The 20749-nt window shown below is 57.4% G+C and carries 17 protein-coding genes; 12 read left to right on the top strand and 5 right to left on the bottom strand.

Going from position 1 to position 20749, the window contains the following annotated elements; genetic code table 11:
* Nucleotides 1-130 precede the first annotated feature (130 nt).
* The 4 genes from HPO_RS04775 to HPO_RS19585 are packed head-to-tail and all read left to right on the top strand — an operon-like array spanning nucleotide 131 to nucleotide 6316.
* Entirely contained in the window at nucleotides 131-421 is a 291-nt protein-coding gene (locus tag HPO_RS04775) for a helix-turn-helix domain-containing protein (RefSeq protein WP_051612293.1), read from the top strand.
* A 3-nt stretch (nucleotides 422-424) separates the two neighbouring features.
* A complete protein-coding gene (locus tag HPO_RS04770; protein WP_051612292.1) occupies nucleotides 425-3130 on the top strand; it encodes a class I SAM-dependent DNA methyltransferase in 2706 nt (901 codons plus the stop codon).
* Nucleotides 3127-5280, top strand: a complete 2154-nt coding sequence (locus HPO_RS04765; RefSeq protein WP_051612291.1) for a DEAD/DEAH box helicase — start codon at nucleotides 3127-3129, stop codon at nucleotides 5278-5280. Before HPO_RS04770 ends, HPO_RS04765 begins: the two co-directional genes overlap by 4 nt.
* Nucleotides 5273-6316 (top strand): GIY-YIG nuclease family protein, encoded by a 1044-nt coding sequence (locus HPO_RS19585; RefSeq protein ID WP_051612290.1) that lies wholly within the window; start codon nucleotides 5273-5275, stop codon nucleotides 6314-6316. The genes HPO_RS04765 and HPO_RS19585 overlap by 8 nt, the downstream gene beginning before the upstream one ends.
* Nucleotides 6317-6417: 101 nt before the next feature.
* On the opposite strand, the gene HPO_RS04755 is transcribed toward HPO_RS19585, so the two are convergent.
* On the bottom strand, nucleotides 6418-7359 hold the full coding sequence (locus tag HPO_RS04755) for a HEPN domain-containing protein (protein ID WP_051612289.1): 942 nt from the start codon (nucleotides 7357-7359) through the stop codon (nucleotides 6418-6420).
* Nucleotides 7360-8024: 665 nt separating this feature from the next.
* Here HPO_RS04755 and HPO_RS19580 point away from each other — a divergent pair.
* Both HPO_RS19580 and HPO_RS04745 read left to right on the top strand, forming a co-directional pair.
* Entirely contained in the window at nucleotides 8025-8633 is a 609-nt protein-coding gene (locus HPO_RS19580; RefSeq protein ID WP_162174007.1) for an RNA polymerase sigma factor, read from the top strand.
* 104 nt (nucleotides 8634-8737) lie between these two features.
* On the top strand, nucleotides 8738-10588 hold the full coding sequence (locus HPO_RS04745; RefSeq protein WP_035595175.1) for a HipA domain-containing protein: 1851 nt from the start codon (nucleotides 8738-8740) through the stop codon (nucleotides 10586-10588).
* A 35-nt stretch (nucleotides 10589-10623) separates the two neighbouring features.
* Here the strand turns inward: HPO_RS04745 and HPO_RS04740 are convergent, their stop codons facing one another.
* On the bottom strand, nucleotides 10624-10806 hold the full coding sequence (locus HPO_RS04740) for a site-specific integrase (protein WP_157532673.1): 183 nt from the start codon (nucleotides 10804-10806) through the stop codon (nucleotides 10624-10626).
* 346 nt (nucleotides 10807-11152) lie between these two features.
* Here HPO_RS04740 and HPO_RS04735 point away from each other — a divergent pair, with 346 nt between their 5' ends.
* Complete coding sequence (locus HPO_RS04735; RefSeq protein ID WP_035595173.1) at nucleotides 11153-12169, top strand: MDR family NADP-dependent oxidoreductase; 1017 nt, start codon at nucleotides 11153-11155, stop codon at nucleotides 12167-12169.
* A 278-nt stretch (nucleotides 12170-12447) separates the two neighbouring features.
* On the opposite strand, the gene HPO_RS04730 is transcribed toward HPO_RS04735, so the two are convergent.
* Nucleotides 12448-13338, bottom strand: a complete 891-nt coding sequence (locus HPO_RS04730; protein WP_035595172.1) for a LysR family transcriptional regulator — start codon at nucleotides 13336-13338, stop codon at nucleotides 12448-12450.
* Between the two features lie 111 nt (nucleotides 13339-13449).
* Between HPO_RS04730 and HPO_RS04725 the strand changes: the two genes are divergently transcribed.
* The 5 genes from HPO_RS04725 (at nucleotide 13450) to mmsB (ending at nucleotide 18898) form a co-directional block, all read left to right on the top strand.
* Nucleotides 13450-14946, top strand: coding sequence for a CoA-acylating methylmalonate-semialdehyde dehydrogenase (locus HPO_RS04725; RefSeq protein ID WP_035595171.1), 1497 nt, complete (start codon nucleotides 13450-13452; stop codon nucleotides 14944-14946).
* 6 nt (nucleotides 14947-14952) lie between these two features.
* A complete protein-coding gene (locus tag HPO_RS04720) occupies nucleotides 14953-15729 on the top strand; it encodes an enoyl-CoA hydratase-related protein (RefSeq protein WP_035595168.1) in 777 nt (258 codons plus the stop codon).
* Between the two features lie 101 nt (nucleotides 15730-15830).
* A complete protein-coding gene (locus tag HPO_RS04715) occupies nucleotides 15831-16970 on the top strand; it encodes an acyl-CoA dehydrogenase family protein (RefSeq protein ID WP_035595165.1) in 1140 nt (379 codons plus the stop codon).
* A complete protein-coding gene (locus tag HPO_RS04710; protein WP_035595162.1) occupies nucleotides 16967-18007 on the top strand; it encodes an enoyl-CoA hydratase/isomerase family protein in 1041 nt (346 codons plus the stop codon). Before HPO_RS04715 ends, HPO_RS04710 begins: the two co-directional genes overlap by 4 nt.
* Nucleotides 18008-18898: a 3-hydroxyisobutyrate dehydrogenase gene (gene mmsB / locus HPO_RS04705; RefSeq protein WP_035595159.1), complete on the top strand. Its 891-nt coding sequence runs from the start codon at nucleotides 18008-18010 to the stop codon at nucleotides 18896-18898. It abuts the gene before it with no gap.
* 92 nt (nucleotides 18899-18990) lie between these two features.
* On the opposite strand, the gene HPO_RS04700 is transcribed toward mmsB, so the two are convergent.
* Complete coding sequence (locus HPO_RS04700) at nucleotides 18991-19728, bottom strand: SDR family NAD(P)-dependent oxidoreductase (protein WP_035595156.1); 738 nt, start codon at nucleotides 19726-19728, stop codon at nucleotides 18991-18993.
* Nucleotides 19729-19944: 216 nt separating this feature from the next.
* Nucleotides 19945-20703, bottom strand: a complete 759-nt coding sequence (locus HPO_RS04695) for an SDR family NAD(P)-dependent oxidoreductase (RefSeq protein WP_035595152.1) — start codon at nucleotides 20701-20703, stop codon at nucleotides 19945-19947.
* Between the last annotated feature and the right edge of the window lie 46 nt (nucleotides 20704-20749).

Genomic DNA, 20749 nt, shown 5'->3' with positions numbered 1-20749 from the left:
GAATTGGCGGTGGCTACAAATGCTTGACGCGACAATAGTTACCCGAATGGACAGGCCGTTACACCACTCGCTTGTTCGGCATAGCCATATGGCTATAGTAAGCTGATAATTGAGTGTTTCACGCGGTTAAATGACGGGCGAATTAAAATTGGACTCCTGCCAGTACGACGAAAACAAACTCAAATCTGGGATTGCTGACCACATCGCTTGCCGGCTGGAGTTTTACGGTCTGACCCAGACAGAAGCAGCCACTCGCATGGGGCTGAGACAGCCTGATCTTTCTGCTGTGCTAAATGGGAAGCTTAAGGGCTTTTCTGTTGAACGTCTTGCGCACTGCTTATCTGCGCTCGGTGGAAATTTCCGTTTGACCGTCAAAGAGGCTTCCGGCTCCGATGAGCACTTTGTCTTAAAGGACAGCTAAGCCATGCTTACGCCGGGAGAAATCTACAGCAATCTGGACGCCTTGGCGGCGTCGCCACCTGAAGGTGGGGAGTTTGGCCTTGCGCTGATGGAAGCAGTCGGTGCGCCCAGAGCGACAATTACAAAGCTGCGTGAAACCGCGAAGGATGGCGCGTTCACCTGGGCGCGCATGTTGCGCTTCGAAGCGACCGCGCCAGGGGGCGCTGAGATCGCTTTAGCGCGGATTCGCGAAGAGTCTGAAACCTCACCGAAAAGCCGCCGGCCCCGTATTTTGCTGGCATTTGACGGCGAGAGCATAGCTGCTTTCGATACCAAGATTGCTGATGAACCGCTCCGAGTCGGCTTGGATATGTTGTCGCTTGAGGGCGATATCTTTTTCCCGCTTGGTGGCCACGAACGTTATGTCCCAGCCAAAGAAAAGTTAGCTGATGTCAGGGCCACGCGTTTTATCTCCCGCTTTCATGACGCCGTCAGGGATGTGAATCCAACTTGGTCCACTGAAGCTGACAGGCATGCTCTCAACATCTTCATGGCGCGCGTCCTTTTCTGTCTGTTCTCGGATGACGTTGGCATATTCGAAAAGGATGTTTTTGAAAAAGCGGTGCGTCAGTCGACAAAGGTAGACGGCAGCGATCTGGCGGATTTTCTGGAAAGAGCCTTCCAGCACATGAATACCCGGCCGGAGGATCGGCCTTCGGAAACCAAAGGCTGGTCCAAACTACAATATGTAAACGGCTCGCTGTTTGAAGAAGCCGTTCCAATGCCTACCTTGGACGGACGCTGCCGTAAACTGTTGCTCGATTGCGCAAAGCTGAACTGGAAGCTGATTAATCCCGATATTTTTGGCTCCATGTTACAGGCTGTCGTGGATGTTGAAAAGCGCGGTGAGTTGGGGATGCACTACACCTCACCTGCCAACATCATGAAGGTGCTTGGCCCTATCCTGCTCGATGAGTTGGAAGCTGATTTAGAGCGGGCTGGAAAAAACAAGGTGAAGTTGCGGGACTTCCTTCAGCGGCTAAGCCGTATCCGCATATTCGATCCGGCATGCGGTTCGGGTAATTTTCTTATCCTCGCCTACAAGGAAATGCGATCGCTGGAGATAAAGGCGTTGCGACAGTTGGCCGAGGCCCGGATGTCCGGCATCCAACTCGAACAATTCTGCGGCATAGAGATCGACGATTTTGCCTGCGAGGCGGCAAGGCTCGGGCTTTGGATTGCCAAATACCAATGCGATCAACAGCTGGAGTTAGACCTTGGTCAGCGCACCGACTTTTTGCCCTTGCAGAAGGCAGGTGTTATCAAACGCGGCAATGCGGCAGCGGTGGATTGGCTGGATATCTGTACGCCACAAACTGGGATGGAGACAGTTGTTGTCGGCAACCCTCAATTCAAAGGTTCGAAGACCCAATCAAAGTTGCAACGCAATGATATGAAGTCGGTCTTCGCAAATCGAGTAAAAAATGCGGGCGATCTCGACTATGTTGCTATCTGGTTTTTTAAGGCTGCGGAGTATACGCGTAAAACAGGTGCACCTTTTGCGTTGGTGTCCACCAACTCAATTGTTCAAGGGGCTTCTGTCCCCATCCTTTGGCCGCACTTGCTTGAAGGGTTGGAAATAAAGTTTGCACACAGATCATTCAAGTGGTCAAATCTTGCTAAAAGCAACGCAACCGTTACATGCGTCATCGTCGGCATGGGTATCCCCGACAATAAGTCGAAACGACTGTTCGATGGCGATATCGTCCGAGATGTTGATCTTATAGGCCCATATCTTGCTCCCAATGTTAAGACTATCGTTACAGGCAGAACCCGCGCAAAAGGTCCTATAGCGAAGTGTCTCGAGACCATGATGTTCGGCAACATGGCGCTGGATGGACGGAATGAAAAGTGCCTTCGGATGAGTCGGAAGGAACGTGATGAAATTCTGGGTGAGTATCCAAATGCGGATAAATTTCTGCGCCCCATTTTCGGTTCCGAAGAACTTATGGACGGCAAAGATATTTGGTGCATCTGGGTGCGGGCAGATCAGGTCGATGAAGCGAATGCTATCGAACCGCTTAAAAATAGGTTTGAAGATCTTCTCCGTGTGCGAACTAGTCATGACGCGGGCGACGATATGCAAAAAGCTTCCGCAACGCCTTGGGCTTTTCGCGAACAGAATGAAGCGAACTCACATACGATCATAGTCCCAGGCGCCACAAGCGAGGACCGCTATTGGCTGCCCGTGGATGTAAAAGAGAAGGAAAGCATAGTTTCCAACCTCGCCTTCGGCATCTTTGATGGTGAGATTTGGCAGGCGGCCATTTTGTCGTCGAGGATTCATCGACTGTGGCTTGAAACCGTTGGGGGCAAGCTAGAAAACCGTGTTCGCTACTCCAACACACTTGTCTGGAACACGTTCCCGCTGCCTCCGCTGTCGGACCGACGTAAGGCTGAGCTGGAAGAGCATTGGTGGGAAATCGATCTTGCCCGCAAAGAGGCCGGTTTTGGTCGAAGCCTCGCCGAACTTTACAACCTCAAAAACATTCCGCGCGCGCTTCGTCTTGCTCACGAGGAACTGGACGCAACTATCGAAACCATTTTTGGCTCTCGCCGCTACCGGTCGGATGCAGACCGAATTGAGCACATGCTTCAACTCTACGAGAGAATTGTTGTTGAAGAAGCAAGCGCGAACGGAAGTAAAGCAAAGAAGAAGGCGACCGCATGAGCCACGACATTACATCGGCGAACAAAAACAGCCTAGGCTCCACCACGCTTCACTACCAAGCGACCGGAGCATCCAAAGCAACGAACGCGCTGGGTATGAGGGCCATGCAATCCCGCGTATGGGACAAGCGCGATGCCCAGCACCTGCTTGTCAAATCGCCGCCAGCGTCAGGTAAGTCCCGTGCGGCCATGTTTGTTGGGCTTGAAAAACTACGTTCCAGGACGACAGACCGCGTGGTGATCGCAGTTCCTGAGCGCTCCATTGGTGCTTCATTCCGAGATACTTCTCTAGCTTCCAACGGGTTCCATTCCAATTGGAAACTGGATGTGGACCTCTGCACAGTCGGCTCCGAAACTGGTCGGAAGGTGGATGAGCTAATAGCGTTCCTGCGCGGTGAGGGCGGCGTCACCGCGCTGTGTACGCACTCAACGCTACGTGCAGCATACGCCAAAACCAATGATGTTGCACTGTTTGACAGAACGCTTGTCTGCGTCGATGAGCTTCACCATGCGTCCTCGGATGAAAATAGTCGTCTAGGAAACCTTCTGCGCGGCCTCATCGATCGCGCCGGAGAAGTCGGCAGCGATGCAGCGCACATTCTCGCCATGACGGGATCTTACTTCAGGGGAGACGGCACAGCCGTTCTTCACCCGGAAGATGAGGCGCGCTTCGAGAAAGTTATCTACACTTACTACGAGCAGCTCAACGGCTATGAACATCTCAAGACGCTGCGAATTAATTTCCGCTTTTATCAGGGCAGGTACCTTGATGCCATCGGGGAAGCTCTGGATCCTAACCTCAAGACGATTGTGCACATACCGCACGTCGGCTCTGCCGAAGGATCGGTAGTGCATAAGATGTTTGCCGTCGATGCCATCGTTGATGCCATTGGCGAGCGTGTCGGCAGCGGTGCAACCACTCGTGTGGACCCTACAACAGGATTTGTTTTGTTGACAGCGGGCGATAGTACCCTGCGAATTGCCAACCTCGTTGATGACAGTTCCGATCGTGAGAGGGTACTTACATCACTGCGGGCCGTGAAAGATCGCGATGATGTCGATATCATTATCGCTCTGGGTATGGCGAAAGAAGGCTTTGACTGGGTGTGGTGTGAGCATGTGCTTACCGTTGGGTATCGCGGCTCGTTGACAGAAGTCGTCCAGATTATCGGTCGCGCAACGCGCGACGCACCGGGCAAATCTGCAGCGCAGTTTACTAATCTGGTGTCAGCTCCTTTTGCTAAAGACGAAGCGATCAGCCGTGCTGTCAATGACATGCTCAAGGCTATCTCTGTTTCACTGCTCATGGAGCAGGTGATGGCGCCGGTCTTCAAATTTCGCACGCAAAAGGGGGCAGACCAGTTTGATGGGTCGCCAGGCGATAAGACTAAGGATGAGCCAGTGACGAACGCGGGTGAGATTGAAATCATTGGAATGCCCGAGATTGACGACAGAGCCATTGAGGCGATTGAAACTGACTTCAATGATCTGTTTGCTGACGTCCAAAGCGATCCACGGACGCTTACCGTTATGATCAATCCCGACGATCACCACACCGACGTGATGTATGATCTTGTCGTTACAGATATCATTAGAAAACGTTACCCCGGCTTCACCGATGAACAAGTGCGAGATGCTGTCGGACTTTTTGGAGTGCGGGCCGGACTAGGTCGTGAAGTGGCCAAGGATCCGAGCATTATACAGACACCGGGTGCGACCGAAGGAGACCCCACTATATTCATGGGGCCTGGTGATGGCGGTGAGCGCGAAGGGCCTAATGCTGGAGACAGGTTCGTCCTACAAGCAAGGCGCTTTATAAATGTCCGTGAACTTGAGGTCGACCTTCTGGGAGGGCGACGTGATTTCGATGATGCCTACGAACTTCTGTCGAAAGAACTCTCAGAGGAGTTGCTTGCACGCCTGCATGGTGAGGTTCGAGCACTGAAGGTCAATATGACACAGGAAGAAGCCGAGAAACTTTATGACCGCATCAAGGAATTCATGGCGCGCGAAATCCGAGAGCCTAACCTCAACGCCCCAAACGGACGGGAAGTACGCCTGGCAGAAGCTCTTGCCTTTTTGAGGAAGCTGTCACGCGAAAAGCGCGCTGCGCTGGCGGGTGCAGACGAAAGAGGGGATGCCAATGTCTGAGATTGATTATCTCAATGATGAACTGCTCCTCACGCCGGATGAAAAGCCCAGAGCTGAGCACACGCCCATTCTTGATCGCGCCTTGGAAGTTTTGCGGCGCATTGAAGCATTTGTGGGCGAAACTGGTGCAGAACCGCTCTCGGAGCCTGGACGAAGCGTCCATGAGCGTATGCTGGCGAATGAGTTGGCGGGCTTGCGCGCTTCGCGGGCGGAGCTAGGCGAACTGGCGTCATTTGATGCCAGTGGACTAATATTCAGCCAACAGACAACTGTTGATCCGCTTGATGACCCTCTCCTGTCTGACCCATTGGGCATATTTGAAGTTCGCGATGAGCTGAAACCTATCGCTCGTCCCGATTACGTGGCCGACCGTCGGCCATGTTCTGATTTTGAAAGATTCGAACCGCTGTTTGAACAAGTCCGGCGGGACATTGAGGATGATATACGAAAACCTCAGTCTTTCCGGCAGGAGCGGGTCGATCTAGGTGAGTTCTTTGCCTTGAAGGGGCAACTAGTTTACGTGGCAGACGTACGGGACGAGCATCGCCGAAATGGTAAGCCAGACGCTCGCCTTCGGGTGATATTCGACAATGGTACAGAGTCTAATCTGCTCATGTCTTCCCTTGTTCGGCGGCTGTATGAGGATAAGGACGCGCGACGCATCGGCACTACTGATGCCGGCCCCCTGTTCCAAGGTGCGCGAACAGGGGTAGTTTATGTATTGCGTTCTCTTTCGGATAAACCGGAAGCAGTGGGGCTGTTAAAAGTTGGTACGACGGCCGGCACCGTCGAAGACCGCGTGGCCAGAGCGGAAACACAATCGACTTTTCTGTTTGCCCCCGTTGAGATTGTGGAGACGTATGAGTTAGTTGGCCATTCGGCCAAAGAGGCTGAAGGCCGTATTCACCGCGCTCTGCGCCCTTATCACGTAGCATTGCGGGTCACTGGACCGGATGGCCGATCTTTCAGCGCCACTGAGTGGTTCAAAGCATCCGTTGAACTCATCGAGGCGGCTATTCGAGCAGCATTGTTGTAGGTCGTTTGGCTTTCACGGAGTCCGGGTGGAAGACCCAAACCCAAATCCGCGCCCTCAACTCGGAAAATTTTGTCCCGTATGTCGCGAGCATAGCTCGAGATTCATGGGCCTTTTTCGGCCTCGGCCTGGAGCCGTTCAAAACGCTCGTTGCAGAGCTCAACGGAGATGGCAGTCAGCCGCTCGATCCGGTCAGCCTGCCAAATGAGGATTTCCTGAGTGGTCTCGTAGGAGGGCGAGTAGCGCGCTTCGACATAGGCACGGCGCAGGAGTTCGAAATAGCGCTTGTAAGGCTTCTGCGGTGGTCCCCATGCATCCTCAATGCGGCCATCAATCGTGCGGGCGATGTTTCGCAACTTTCCCAAATGGTGGGTGCCCGGTGCGTAGAGGGTCGTGGTCAGCAAGAACATACGGTAGGCGCTCTCTGCAGCCTGGTGGAGAAGGAAAGCAGCATGATTATTCTCGTCTTTGTCTCCGCCGATGTGATGCCGACCATCATCCAAGCAAAAAACCGCTTTCTTCCGCCATGTCGAAAAATAGGTCGTTGCCAGAGTTTCTGATCTCTTAGGATCGGGCATCCCAGGCTTTGCGAGCCTATTCTTCGGGTTTCCATTGCTGTCAGGCTCTCCGTCCTCATAAAGCAGGATGCCCTGCTGGATGATCTCTGAGAAGAAGTACTGTCCGTCCTTGAGCTGACGGTTCACTTCCTGCAGGGTGTGGACGATGATGGAGACATCGCGTTTGACGAGTGGATCAGTGTAGAGGCGGTCTTCGACCTCGCCCCAGAAGGCGCTCATTTCGGTGAGAGCCTCATGGCTGACAATGGCGAGGAGGTCGACGTCGGAGGCGCGCCCCGACCGGCTGTCCTCGAACCAGGTGCCTTTGGCGAAACTTCCGAACAGGACGAGCTTCAGGAGGCGGTAGCGCTTGGCGCGGGCCTTGCCGTCCGCCCTGATGCGGGTTTCCAGCTCCTCAAGGATGACCTCCTGTATCCTGGCAAATTCTGCCTGCCGGGCCGGGGGGAGGTGATCGAGGGAAGTCTGCAACGGCTCGGGCCTTCGGGTATCTGAAAGTATTATGCCATTCTCCGAAATCGGGGCGGCCCTGTCTATTGCAGATTGAGATATTCTGGGAGGTTATTCGCGGGTCTCGAATATGGATCCGGTCCGCCCTCCGGTTCCCGCGAAGACGGCGGCGGCGGCTCTTGCCAGACACGCCATTGGCGGTATTCAGGGAGGGGTGGGCCGGCGCAGCGATAAGAACTCCCGTTCAAAACCTGCGCCCCGTTGCGCATGCTTCGCGGTTTTCCGACGGCCCACACCTTTCCTTTCAGGGTTGCGTTTGCGATCAACTTTTGTCAGATTCCCCTCAGCATCTCTCCGGAGGGGCTCGGGGCGTCGGAAACCCCGCCAGAGCATGAGTCTGTCCCCACGCGCCTGTTTTTCGCGAACGGCTTGCCTGTGCCTGACGTATGACGCTGCCGGTCTGAGTCCGGATCAGGGTGCGCAGGGCGTCGGAAACCCTGGAGAGGCATGAGACGTGTTTGCGAGCGCCTTGCCGCAAATCCCCGTGATTGTCTGAAGGTCCGGCGATGAACGGGCAGGGAGGACGCGCGATGGCGCCGGCAGACAATTGCAGACCCGCAACGGAGGTGACAGGAAAGGCTGTCAGCTCGGGCAGGCTGTCCCAATCCGTATGCGGACATGAAGGCGTGCGGCCTGATTTTCCCGCACTGCCGCTCACACTGATCTTCCGCAGCCAGTACCGGCAGTTGGTGCGCTTCTGCAGGATCCGGGTTCGTAACCAGGCGGATGCCGAGGACATTGTGCAGGCGGCGTTCCTGAATGCGCGCCGCGCCTATCCGGACAAGGGAATTGACGAGCTCAGGCCGCTCCTGTTCACGCTGGTGCGCAATTGCATGTTCAATTTTCTCAAGTCAGCCGATCACCGGCGACAGCAGGCATCCCGCGAGATCGGGGAGGTAGGAGATCAGGTGGCCTGCCAGAGGACGGTCAGTCCGGAGCAGCAGCTGATCGATGCCGAACGTCTGGCGCTTGTCGAAGCGCTCATGGAGGCGATGCCGGCGCGCCGACGGGAGGCGCTGCGCCTCCACCGGTTGGAGGGCCTGACGCATACCGAGATTGCGACCCGCTTGTCGATCACCCGTCAGACCGTCATGATCGATATTGCCGAGGCCGTGGCCGAACTGGCCGAGGGCCTCGCGCGCGCAGAGGGAGGGCGTATATCTCGTCCGGAAGCGTCCGCGAACAGGCCCATCGCGCGCAAGGCGTGCAAATCCGGTGTCGTAAATGGCAAATAACGGTGCCCGAGAGTGTAATTATTGCGCATTTCAGATGCGTGAAAATTATTGACATCTGCGACTGCGGGCGTAATTAATGCGCATCTGAAATGCGAGATAATTACATGCTCTACCTTGTTGGCGAGACCATTGATACGATAACGGCTCATCGAAAGGCCAAGGCGGGTGAACTCCTTCAGATCGTCCGGGGGGTCTACCTTGAGGCTGATTCAGATGTTGACCAGCTCCTGCGGGAGTTTGCTATCCGCATCGCCCACTACCTGTATCCCCATGCGTACCTGTGTTCGGCCAGCGCTGTTGAGCTCGCCCCTACGGCGGACGGCCGCCTGTTCCTTTCCGGGCGCAGGAATCAACGCACCCGGCTGCGGGCGCTTGAGATTGTTCAAACCCAGGCCCCTCCGGCGCCTTCGCTCGATCGCGCCACAATCGGTGATCGGCTGGGCGAATTCACCCTGCGCGTTTCTTCTCCGGAGCAGCGCTTGCTGGAAGCCTTCCGGCTGCGCAGTGAGCAGGCCAGTGCACTGACCGAGCCGATGCGCCGCGCAATCGCCGAGCGCCTCATCGCAGGACATGGCAGTGCCGATCAGGCTGCAGACGTGCTGTGGACTCTCGCGCGCGCCAACCAGTGGTACAGGGAAGGGGAGAGCGCAGAGCGGTATCTCAAAGGACACCGCGCGGAGGTGCCCGGCGTCGGGAACCTCGCCGCGTTCACCCTGGAGGTCGCCTGGCACGGCGCAATCATCGGCAGGCTGAAGCATGATGGCCATGAGTGGCGCTGGCAGCCTGGGAACAGCGACGGGCCGATCCTCGTGCGGGACCCGGTGCCCGGAACACTCCCGCCCTTTATTGAATCTCTACTTCCGGAGGGTTGGCTTGCAACCGTTCTGAATGACGAGGACCAGCGCAGCGCTCTACGCCATGGGAGGCGGTACCTGTCGAACATAACGGTCGGGGAATCGACCGCCGCCCTCGCCGCTCTGCCTGCAGACATACTGGCAGGCAGTTTGCCCGCCTTCACCGAAGACGGCGTTTTCTCCGGGACCTACCGAGGACCGGGTCGAGGCCACCTGAATGAAACATTTGAAGCCAACCTGGCGCGCCTCTTCGCCGACAAGACCACGCCGCGCCTTTCCGGTGTGCAGATCAAGGCGCCGATGTTCCTTGATCGCGAGGGCATGCTTATTCCGGCCACGGACCAGCCCTTCACCCATATTCTGAAACCGGCCGGGACGTCGGGATTCGAACACATGCCGGTTGTGGAATGGCTGTGCCTGTCCCTCGGCAGGGCCGCCGGATTCATCGTGCCCGACTTCGCCCTGGTCCCGATGCCGGACAACATGCCGCCAGCGCTCCTGGTCGAGCGATTTGATATCCGGCAGGACGAAAAGGACAGGCGGAGATTCGCTCTTGAAGATTTCTGCTCCATTCTCGGGCTTCCTGCAGATGACAAGTACAAGGGGACGATTGAGCGGGCGGCGCGCAGCCTCAGGCCGTTGTCGACAAGCCCTGACGATGATCTCCTGACCCTGTTCGAGCGGGCTGTATTCGCGTGGCTCGTAGCGGACGGCGACATGCACCTCAAGAACATTGCAGTGCTGAAGATTGCGCAGGGCACGGGTCGCCAGGACTTTGCCAGTGTCCGGATGGCGCCGCTCTATGATGCGCTTACCACGAGGGTGTTTCCAGGCTTTTCCAAAGATCGTATGGCTTTAAAACTTTCCGGAAAAGACGACAACCTTGACGCTCGCGACTTCTACACGCTCGCGCGGGTTATGGGCGTGTCCCAGGAAGCGGCCCGCTTGTCCCTCACGCGTCTGGCCGGCCATTTGCACGATGCTGTTTCATCAATTGCATTGCCGGATCTGATAGCGCGCAACAAGGATGCCGCTGCGAGTTCCCGGCAGGTCCTGGAAATTGTGCGGGAGCGGAGCAGTGATTTCAAGAACCAGCTCTGAGAACTGGTATCCGGCTCAATGACAATTGAGGCAGATCAAGCCCCTCGTTTGGCCGTACTGATCTTAAGCAGGGTTTCCGCCCAGAGCTCGAGCGCTGCCCGTTTCTCAGCGGCGTAGTCATACCGGTTGTAGATTTGTGTGACCGGCGAACCGAGCGGGGTGTGGTTCAGGATGCGGGCGATGACCTCGCCGCGCCCGCCGCTGCGTTCTGACGCCATTGTGTTCGCGCCGGTATGCCGCAGGTCTTGGGCGGTCTCGTTGTCAATGTTGTGCTTTTCCCGGATGCGGCGCATGACGATGTAGCGATCAACCGACCCGTTCCCATGGCCGGGAACGCGAAAAGTGAATAATCGAGTTCGTAACGATGGCTACGGCATCGGCTGCATTTTCGGTTTATTGATTGAAGCGGATGGCTGAAAATACTGAGGCATTCCGAGCATTTTTTCGGTGATAGGCTGCAGAGAAACCGACCTTGTTGGCCAGCGACGGAAGGTTGGCATTTGATTTTTTAAAACAGATGTATTATTCTGTGCCGTGGATTCTTTTGGTTTCTGGGAGGGGCTTATGGCCGAAAAGCAGCGATGGGTTCTTGCCAATCGAATTGCGGGCATGCCTGCACCGGCCGATTTCAGACTCGAGGCTTATGATCCGGGAATGCCAGCTGAGGGGGAGTTGCTTATCAGGACCTGTTTTCACACGGTTGCACCGGGTATCCGGCCCAAGCTTTCGGGGCGAACCTATACAGGCGCGGTCGAAATCGGTGACACTATACCGGGAGTTGGTGTCGCGATTGTAGAAAGTTCCGGTGATCCGCATTTCAGTCAGGGTGACCTTGTCACGGGTGAAACGGGCTGGGCGTCGCACCGGTTGCTGAAGAGTTCTGCGGTAGAAAAGCTGGATACGGATGTTTTCGATGGCAGAGTTCCCCACACCGCTGCCATTTCGGCAATTGGGCCGGCGGGCCTCACCGCCTATTTCGGTCTTCTGAAGATCGCGGAACTGCGGGGAGGCGAGACAGTTATTGTTTCTTCGGCCTCCGGCGCAGTTGGTTCCTCAGCCGCTCAGATCGCAAAGCTCAAAGGATGCCGCGTCATCGGCATTGCAGGATCCGATGAAAAGTGCCGCAGGCTGGTTTCTGATTTCGGGCTGGACGTCGCAATAAACTATCGGAGCGAAGCGGATCTTGCCTCAGCGCTTGAAAGGGCATGTCCAGGCGGCGCGCAGGTCTATTTCGATAATGTCGGAGGAGAGGTCACGACTGCTGCAATAGCGGCGCTCTCCGAGTTCGGCCGCGTGATTGTCTGCGGGCAAACGAGCGAATATAACCGGACGGAGCCCTATGGCCTGAAGAGCTTGGTGCCTGTCATTACCAAACGACTGACCTTGTCCGGCCTCGTTGTATATGACTTTGCGGATCAGTTTCGTCAGGCCAGGCGCGAGATTGCGCAGTGGATGCGTGAAGGACACGTCCGTCATGCCCCGACAGTGATTGATGGTTTGGAAAATGCGGTGGATGTATTTGTCTCGCTCTTTGCAGGGACCGACGACAGTCAACCCATAATAAGGGTTTCTGCAATCTGAGGGCCGAAGCCGGGAAGAAGCTTGTCCTCAGGAGTTGCTCCGCTTCGGCCGTAGCTTCGCAGAGCCCCGGTCCCCAGCCGAGGGTGGCCGCCAGTAGAATCTTGACTGTGCATATCGCGCTTCAGTCAAAATTGTCGTGCCAATCCTTAGCAGTTACCAGTATGAGTTTGGGCGAAAACGGGCCACGATTACGGCAGGCTGCATACGCGATATGCGGTAAACGTTCTTTTCTACAATCTGACGTGCCCAGAGAATTGGAATTTTCGGAAGAGGGCACTTCATTCCCCGATCAGTCGCGCCTCGGAACCCCCGAACAGGTCGGCCAGAAACTGACTCACCGCGCGAATCCGGGCGAGTACGTGAACGTCTTCATGGATCGTCAGCCAGAAGGCGCGTTCCAGCCGGACAATATCCGGCAGGATCTGTACAAGCTGCGGATCATTCGCGGCGAGGAAGTGCGGCAGAACGGCGATACCGGCGCCGGCGCGAGTCATCTGCCATTGGGCCACGATTGAAGGGCTGCAGTGTTTCAGGGTGAGGCCTGGCATAATTTCTTCGTGATAGCGAAGCTGCGAAGAATAAATCAGATCGTCTACATATCCGATCAGATCATGGCTGGCCAATCCGGTGACGTCGGGGATGGCGCCGCGTCCCTTAAGGTAGTGGGGAGAAGCGTACAGGTGAAGCGTGTAGTCTGATAACTTCCTCACGATCAGACGACCTGCCTGGGGCCGGGTCAGCAGGATTGACATATCTGCTTCCCGTTTGGGCACACTTACAAAGCCCGACATGGCGATCAGGTCCAGGCCGAGTCCTGGGTGGCGCGCTGAGAAGCCGGCAATTGCCGGAGCAATCATCAGGGTACCGAGTCCTTCAGGCGCACCGATCCTCACACGTCCTGTGGCCTGGGGACCTTCGCGTTCAGAGATCGCTGAGACTTCAGCGGCGGCCTGTTCAAGGGCTTCTGCTTTGCGGGCGATCATCTCGCCGTCGCTTGTCAGTTGATGTCCCTTCGCTGTGCGCTCGAAAAGCGCAAGCGAGAGGTCGGCTTCCAGCCGCCTCAATCGGCGACTTATCGTGGTCGGGTCCAGTCCGGTCCGAACAGACACGTCGGCCAGCCGGGGGTGCCGGCTCACTTCCAAGAGTAATTTCAGGTCATCCCAGTTCATTTTCAAGCGCCTGCAAAAACGCAGCCAAAGACTGCAAAAATCAACATTTAACGGAGATTAAGAGGCCACTAGTCTTGGGTCAAAGCGAAATCATCAAGGGAGATGGCGGCTATGGGCGAGGTCCATCATTTCATCAACGGCGTGGCTGTGGCCGGGACATCCGGCCGGTTTGGGGAGATTTTTGATCCGAACACGGGCAAGGTTCAGGGCAAGGTCGCGCTGGCCACGAAGGCCGAGATGGGCGCGGCCGTAGATGCTGCCAGTGCGGCGCTGCCAGGCTGGGCGGGCACCAATCCGCAGCGCCGGGCCCGGGTGATGTTTGAGTTCAAGCGGTTGGTCGAGGCCAACATCGACGAGCTGGCGTACATGCTCTCCGTCGAGCATGGCAAGGTGATTGCCGACTCCAAAGGCGACGTGCAGCGCGGGCTGGATGTGGTGGAGTTTGCCTGCGGGATTCCTCATCTGCTCAAGGGCGAGTACACCGAAGGGGCGGGGCCCGGCATTGATGTTTATTCGATGCGCCAGCCGCTGGGTGTGTGCGCGGGCATTACGCCGTTTAACTTTCCGGCGATGATCCCTTGCTGGATGTCGGCCGTGGCGATTGCCTGTGGTAACACGTTTATTCTGAAGCCGTCCGAGAAAGACCCGTCTGTGCCGATGCGCCTGGCGGAGCTGATGATGGAAGCAGGCCTGCCCAAGGGCGTGCTGAACGTCGTCAACGGCGACAAGGAAGCGGTCGACGCGATCCTGACGCATCCCGACATCAAGGCGGTGAGCTTCGTCGGTTCGTCCGACATCGCACAATATGTCTATTCGACCGGCACCGCGCACGGCAAACGCGTGCAGGCGATGGGCGGGGCGAAGAACCACGGCATCATTCTGCCGGATGCCAATCTTGAGCAGGCGGTGAAGGATATTGTCGGCGCGGCCTATGGCTCAGCGGGCGAACGCTGCATGGCGCTCCCGGTTGCCGTAACCGTTGGCAAGAAGACGGGCGACGAGTTCGTTGAGCGCATGATCGACGCGGCCCGCGGGCTGAAAGTGGGCATCTCCACAGATGCTGACGCGCATTATGGCCCAGTTGTTTCGGCCGCGCACAAAGCAAAGGTAGAAAACTACATCCAGATGGGTGTGGATGAGGGCGCGAACCTGCTGCTGGATGGCCGCGGGCTGACGCTGCAAGGCAATGAGGGCGGGTATTTCATCGGCCCGAACCTTTTCGACAATGTCACAGCCTCAATGCAGTCCTACAAGGAAGAAATCTTCGGGCCGGTGTTGCAGGTGATGCGCGTCGAGACGCTGGAAGAGGCCGCTGCACTGCCATCGAATCATCAGTATGGGAATGGGTGCGCAATCTTCACCTCCAATGGCCGCGCCGCTCGCGAGTTTGCCGCGCAGGTGAATGTCGGCATGGTTGGGGTGAACGTACCCATCCCGGTGCCCGTGGCGTATCATACGTTTGGTGGCTGGAAGCGGTCTGCTTTCGGCGATACCAACCAGCACGGCCCGGAAGGCGTGCGTTTCTGGACCAAGATCAAGACGATCACGCAGCGCTGGCCCGAGGGCGACATCGGCGACCAGGCGTTCGTCATTCCGACTATGGGGTAAACCGACATGACCGATTACAAGACAATCACCTTTGAACAGAAGGGCCGCGTGGCCTTGGTGACCCTCAATCGCCCGGACGCGCTGAATGCGCTGAACGCCGAAGTTATGCGGGAAGTGGTGGACTGCTTTGCTGCGATTGATCGCAACAAGGACATTGCCGTCAGCGTCCTGACGGGTGCCGGGCGGGCGTTTGCCGCCGGCGCGGACATCAAGGAAATGCAGCCGCAATCCTTTTCCGATATGTATGTCGAGGATTACTTCGCGGGCTGGGACCGTTTTGCGGCGTCGCGCAAGCCGGTTATTGCGGCCGTCAATGGCTTCGCGCTGGGTGGCGGATGCGAACTCGCGATGATGTGTGACCTGATCATTGCCTCTGACAAGGCCAAGTTCGGCCAGCCGGAAATCAAACTGGGCGTCACGCCGGGCATGGGCGGCTCCATTCGCCTGACCAAGGCTGTCGGTAAGGCGAAGGCGATGGATCTTGTGCTGACAGGGCGCATGATTGACGCCGATGAGGCAGACAAGATGGGCCTGGTATCGCGCGTTGTGCCACATGACACATTGCTGGAAACAGCGCTGGGCGTGGCCAATGAGATCGCTGGTTTCTCCATCCCGTCGCTGATGGCGGCCAAGGAGATGGTCGCCCGCGCGCTGGAACTTCCGATTACGGAGGGCGTCAAGTTTGAGCGCCGCCTGTTCCAGGGGTTGTTCGGCACGGCAGATCAGAAAGAAGGCATGAGCGCCTTCAGCGAAAAGCGCGCGCCTGTCTTCAGGGACGCATGACCCTTCACCAGATACCCGAAACTGCCCTCCTGGGGTTTTCGGGGCTAACTGGGCGCCCGCCATCACACCATTAGCGGGCGCCCTTTTTTGAGGCGACGAGTATGTTTCTGACCGACGTGCAGATCATGATCCGTGAACTGGCTGAGAGCTTCGCGATGAGCGAACTGCGTCCTCATGCGGCTGCCTGGGACAAGGCCGGAACGTTGGACCGCGCCACGTTGGTGGCGCTCGGCCAGCTCGGATTTGGTGGCATCTATACACAGGACGCTTTTGGCGGCGCAGGCCTCGGCCGCCTCGATGCGGCGCTGATCTTCGAGCAGCTGTCGCGGGGCGATGTCAGCCATGCGGCTTTCCTGTCGATCCACAATATGGCGACGTGGATGATTGACTCTTTTTCCAGTGAGGAACTGCGCGCAAAATACGTCCCGCGCCTGACCGGTTCTGAACTCATCGCTTCCTATTGCCTGACCGAGCCCGGCGCCGGATCGGATGCGGCAAGTCTCACCACCACCGCCAGACGTGACGGTGAAGAATACGTGCTGAATGGCAGCAAGGCCTTTATTTCCGGCGCAGGCTTTTCCGATGTTTACGTGGTTATGGCACGGACGGCAGATGAAGGGGCGCGGGGTATCTCGGCCTTTGTTGTGGACAAGGACGCACCGGGCCTGTCTTTCGGCAAGCCTGAGGACAAGATGGGATGGCGTGCGCAGCCCACGGCCATGGTCAACTTTGACGACTGCCGTATCCCGGTAAGCAATCGTGTGGGGGATGAGGGGCAAGGCTTCAGGATTGCAATGGCGGGCCTCGATGGGGGGCGGCTCAACATTGCGGCGTGCGCGCTTGGAGGCGCTCAGGATGCCCTCGACCGGGCTTATTCCTATGTCCAGGAGCGCAGGCAATTTGGACGCGCGATCATCGATTTCCAGGCAACCCAGTTCAAGCTCGCTGATATGGAGACGGAGCTCGCCGCGGCACGGTCGCTTCTCTATGATGCGGCCCGCAAAGTCGATGCAGATGCCTCGGACAAAACCAAGTTCTGCGCCATGGCCAAGCGCTTCGTCACCGACACGGCCTCCCGGGTTGCGAATGATGCGCTGCAGTTGCACGGCGGTTATGGCTATCTCGGCGACTACGAGGTCGAACGGATCGTGCGTGACCTGCGCGTACACCAGATCCTGGAGGGCACCAACGAAATCATGCGGGTTATTATTGCGCGCGAGATGATGCGGGGCAGGGCATGAGCCAACGTTCCGTCATCGCAGGAAAGCAGGGCCGGACGGGTCGGCTGACGCTGAACCGTCCGGAAGCCCTGCACGCGCTTAATTCTGATATGGTGCCCCTGATCACCGATGCCCTCCTCGCCTGGGAAGGTGATGAGGATGTGGACCTTGTCGTTGTCGACCATGCCGAAGGTACGCGCGGTTTCTGCGCTGGCGGAGACGTGCGGATGCTGGCCGAATCCGGGAAAGGAAGCGGCCGGGAGGCGGTTGAGTTTTTTGCGGCGGAGTATCGTCTCAACACGTTGATCAAGGAATATGACAAGCCCTATGTCAGCCTGCTGGATGGCGTGACTATGGGGGGTGGCGTGGGGATATCTGTCAACGGACAAATCCGGATAGCCACAGCGAACACGATCTTCGCCATGCCGGAATCCGGGATCGGCCTCTTTCCGGATGTCGGAGGGGGGTGGTTTCTCCCGCGCCTTGAGGGCGCGATTGGCATGTGGCTGGCGCTGACGGGTGCCCGGCTGAAAGGAAAAGATGTCCTTGCCGCCGGTATTGCAACGCATTTCGTCGAAGACGCCAGCGGCATTGCTGAGGCGCTCTGTGCGAAAGGGCTTGCGGCTCTGGAAGGGTTCGAGACGTCTGCCCGGATCAGCGGCTACCAACATCTCAGTGAGATGGAGGCCTGCTTCAGCAAGGGTGCGGTTGAAGATATCATGGCTGCTCTTGATGCTGGAAGCGATTGGGCAAAAGCCCAGTCGGACGTCCTGGCCGCCAAGTCTCCGCTTTCGCTCAAGATTGCGCATCGTCAGCTAACGGAAGGGGCGCAGCTGAGAGACTTCAGGGAAAACATGATGATGGAGTACCGGATAGCGAACCGTCTCGTGCGGACCCAGAATTTTATCGAGGGCGTTCGCGCCGTCCTGATCGACCGGGACAATAGTCCAAAGTGGGATCCTCAGGACCTTGAGGCTGTCTCTGAGACATTGGTGGATAGTTTTTTTGCTCCGCTTGGCGAAGACGAACTCGCCTTTATACAACAAAGGGACGCCTAAATGGCTAACATAGCATTCATTGGCCTGGGGAATATGGGGCGCGGCATGTGCCGCAATCTGCTGGAGGCCGGGCATTCCGTAAAAGCATATGACGTCTCTTCCGCGGCGGTTGAGGCGATGGTGCAATACGGAGCCTCTGTTGCAGACAGTGTGGCAACGGCGGTAGACGAGGCCGATTTTGTTGTCACCATGCTTCCCTCTGGCAAACATGTTCTGGACGTCTATTTCGGGTCTGATGGCGCAGCGGGCAAGGCGCCGGCAGGCGCCGTGTTCATAGACTGTTCGACGATTTCCGTTGATGAGTCGCGGGACGCGATCGTGAGAGCGTCGCTGCTCGGGTTCGATATGCTGGATGCGCCGGTGTCCGGCGGCGTCGGCGCTGCGGACGCGGGTACACTGACGTTCATGGTCGGAGGTGAGCGCCGGGCCTTTGCGATGGCGGAGCCGATCCTGAAGATCATGGGCAAGAAAATTGTTCATGCCGGAGGGGCGGGCAACGGCCAGGCGGCGAAGATCGCCAACAACATGCTGCTGGGTATCTCCATGATCGGTACGTGCGAGGCATTCAATCTCGCTCAGAAGCTTGGTCTCAATGCGCAGACATTCTTTGAAATTTCCTCGACTGCTTCGGGGCAATGCTGGGCGATGACAAGTTACTGCCCTGCGCCAGGTCCGGTTCCGGCGGCCCCGTCAAACAGGGACTATCAGCCCGGCTTTGCTGTGGCGATGATGCTCAAGGATTTGAAACTTGCCACGGGGGCTGCCGCTCTGGCGGGCGCGGAGACGCCGCTGGGTCACCTTGCTGAAAGCATATACGCGAAGCTTGATGATGATGGCCATTCAGGTCTTGATTTTTCAGCTGTCATGAAGCGGATCCAGGGCGAGCTCTGAATCCTGAATCCTGAACCGGGATCGCGGATCGTCCGGAAAACAGAGATCGGCCTACTGATCGTTGTTTTCCGGAGGCTGCGTCACCCCGGTCCCTAGAGCGACAGCCCGCCGTCCACGATCAATGTGTGCCCGCAGACATAGGATGCCAGCGGTGAGGCGAGGAAGATCGCCGCACCGGCCATGTCTTCCGGTAAACCCGCCCGCCGCACCGGGATCGATTGCAGCGTACCTTTCAGGCGCTCGGGGTTTTCCGTCGTCACTTTGGTGAGCTTGGTATCGACCAGTCCCGGGGCGATGCCGTTGACGCGAATGCCATCCCTTGCCCAGGCCTGACCGAGGGTCTTGGTCAGGCTGATCGCGGCGGCCTTTGAGGCCGCATAAGCCGGATTGCCGACATTGGCGCTGAGGCCGGAGATAGAGCTGACAATTATGATCGAGCCCCGGGTTTCGCTTAGCATGGCGTGAAACTTGCGGGAGATGTGCATCAGGCTGTCGAGGTTGACACTCATCACCTTGTCCCAGCCTGGCTGTTCGAATTCGGCGCGCTTATAAGCCACGATGCCCTGGCTGTGCACGAGCACGTCGAGCCTGTCGAAGGTTGCCCTGGCTGTTTCGATGGCGTCAGGGTTGCCGACATCGACTTGCGTATAAGTGAGGCCGGTAAGGTCGCTGCCCTCGGCGGGGTCGTAGTCTGCCGCGCTTGCCCGGGTGCCCCAGACGTGCACGTCGGCGCCGCGATGCCGGAATCCGTGGGCAATTCCATTCCCGATCCCGCTCGATCCGCCGACGACCAGAACCGTCTTGCCGGTAAAGTCCGTATCCTGAACCATTCTGTTTTTCCTTTTCTGCTGTCTGGTTTGCCTGAGGCGCGCATAGCCGGAGCTTTCCGGAACTGAAATTCATGATGCGCTCGATGATGACGGTCCTGCCTGCGTTGAAATCTCCGGGGGTACCAAATGGATCCGTGTCGATATCTGGCCTGCAGTCCTTAGTGAATACTTCACGAACCTTGTACCAAAGCCTCGACTTCGTTCCAGGCGTCGCTTTCAGGCGTTCCGCGCCATGAGGCCGCCATCAACGGGCACGACTGTGCCGGTCAAATAGGTTTGTGTAGGAAGACTCATCGCCAGCGTCATCTGCGCGACTTCCTCCGGTCCGCCATACCGCTTCAGGGCTGTGTGGCGTTTTGCGAAAATCAATTTGTGATCGGACGGTACGAAAGATGTCATGGCTGTGTCGATCGGGCCGGGGCAGATGCAGTTGACGAGAATGCCTTCAGGTCCGAGATCCACCGCCAGCGCGCGTGTCAGCCCTGCAACACCAGCCTTGCTCGCAACATAGGCGCTATCGAGCGGGGTCGCGCCGAGCGCCTCGGTAGATGCAATATTCACGATCCGGGGCGAATCGCTCCTGCGAAGCCAGGGAAGGGCGCTGCGAATGACCTTTTGCTGCGCAGTCAGGTTGATGAGGATCATCCGGTCCCAGTGCGCGTCATAGTCCGGGTCATCGATGGCCAGAAATCCTGCGATTCCTGCATTGTTTACGACGATATCAATACTGCCAAGTTGTGCGCCGACGTCCTCGATGACGGCAGGGATTGTGTCGGTCATGGCAAGATCAATCACCCAGGCTTTCGCGCGGCCGCCTTTTTCCTTTATCGCGCCGAGCGTAGCGTCGAGACCGTTCTTGTCCCGGTCCAGCAGTGCGACCGTTGCGCCGTTCTGTGCGAACAGGATGGCGGTCGCCGCTCCCATGCCACTTCCGGCGCCAGTTACGATGGCGACCTTCGTTTCAAGTTGCTTCACAGTGAGTGTTCCTTTCTTTCAGGATCAGTTTCGCCTCTGTAATCAG

It is taken from the genome of Hyphomonas polymorpha PS728, assembly GCF_000685315.1.
GTDB classification, from domain to species: domain Bacteria; phylum Pseudomonadota; class Alphaproteobacteria; order Caulobacterales; family Hyphomonadaceae; genus Hyphomonas; species Hyphomonas polymorpha.
This window is presented reverse-complemented; position numbering and strand designations above follow the sequence as displayed.

What these genes read in the sequence shown, in the direction of transcription:
- HPO_RS04725 (WP_035595171.1), top strand. Translation starts at nt 13,450, where the DNA reads ATGGGCGAGGTCCATCATTTCATCAACGGCGTGGCTGTGGCCGGGACA.
- HPO_RS19585 (WP_051612290.1), top strand. Translation starts at nt 5,273, where the DNA reads ATGTCTGAGATTGATTATCTCAATGATGAACTGCTCCTCACGCCGGAT.
- HPO_RS04710 (WP_035595162.1), top strand. Translation starts at nt 16,967, where the DNA reads ATGAGCCAACGTTCCGTCATCGCAGGAAAGCAGGGCCGGACGGGTCGG.
- HPO_RS04740 (WP_157532673.1), bottom strand. Translation starts at nt 10,806, where the DNA reads ATGGCGTCAGAACGCAGCGGCGGGCGCGGCGAGGTCATCGCCCGCATC.
- HPO_RS04720 (WP_035595168.1), top strand. Translation starts at nt 14,953, where the DNA reads ATGACCGATTACAAGACAATCACCTTTGAACAGAAGGGCCGCGTGGCC.
- HPO_RS04765 (WP_051612291.1), top strand. Translation starts at nt 3,127, where the DNA reads ATGAGCCACGACATTACATCGGCGAACAAAAACAGCCTAGGCTCCACC.
- HPO_RS04745 (WP_035595175.1), top strand. Translation starts at nt 8,738, where the DNA reads ATGCTCTACCTTGTTGGCGAGACCATTGATACGATAACGGCTCATCGA.
- HPO_RS04700 (WP_035595156.1), bottom strand. Translation starts at nt 19,728, where the DNA reads ATGGTTCAGGATACGGACTTTACCGGCAAGACGGTTCTGGTCGTCGGC.
- mmsB (WP_035595159.1), top strand. Translation starts at nt 18,008, where the DNA reads ATGGCTAACATAGCATTCATTGGCCTGGGGAATATGGGGCGCGGCATG.
- HPO_RS04730 (WP_035595172.1), bottom strand. Translation starts at nt 13,338, where the DNA reads ATGAACTGGGATGACCTGAAATTACTCTTGGAAGTGAGCCGGCACCCC.
- HPO_RS04775 (WP_051612293.1), top strand. Translation starts at nt 131, where the DNA reads ATGACGGGCGAATTAAAATTGGACTCCTGCCAGTACGACGAAAACAAA.
- HPO_RS04735 (WP_035595173.1), top strand. Translation starts at nt 11,153, where the DNA reads ATGGCCGAAAAGCAGCGATGGGTTCTTGCCAATCGAATTGCGGGCATG.
- HPO_RS04770 (WP_051612292.1), top strand. Translation starts at nt 425, where the DNA reads ATGCTTACGCCGGGAGAAATCTACAGCAATCTGGACGCCTTGGCGGCG.
- HPO_RS04715 (WP_035595165.1), top strand. Translation starts at nt 15,831, where the DNA reads ATGTTTCTGACCGACGTGCAGATCATGATCCGTGAACTGGCTGAGAGC.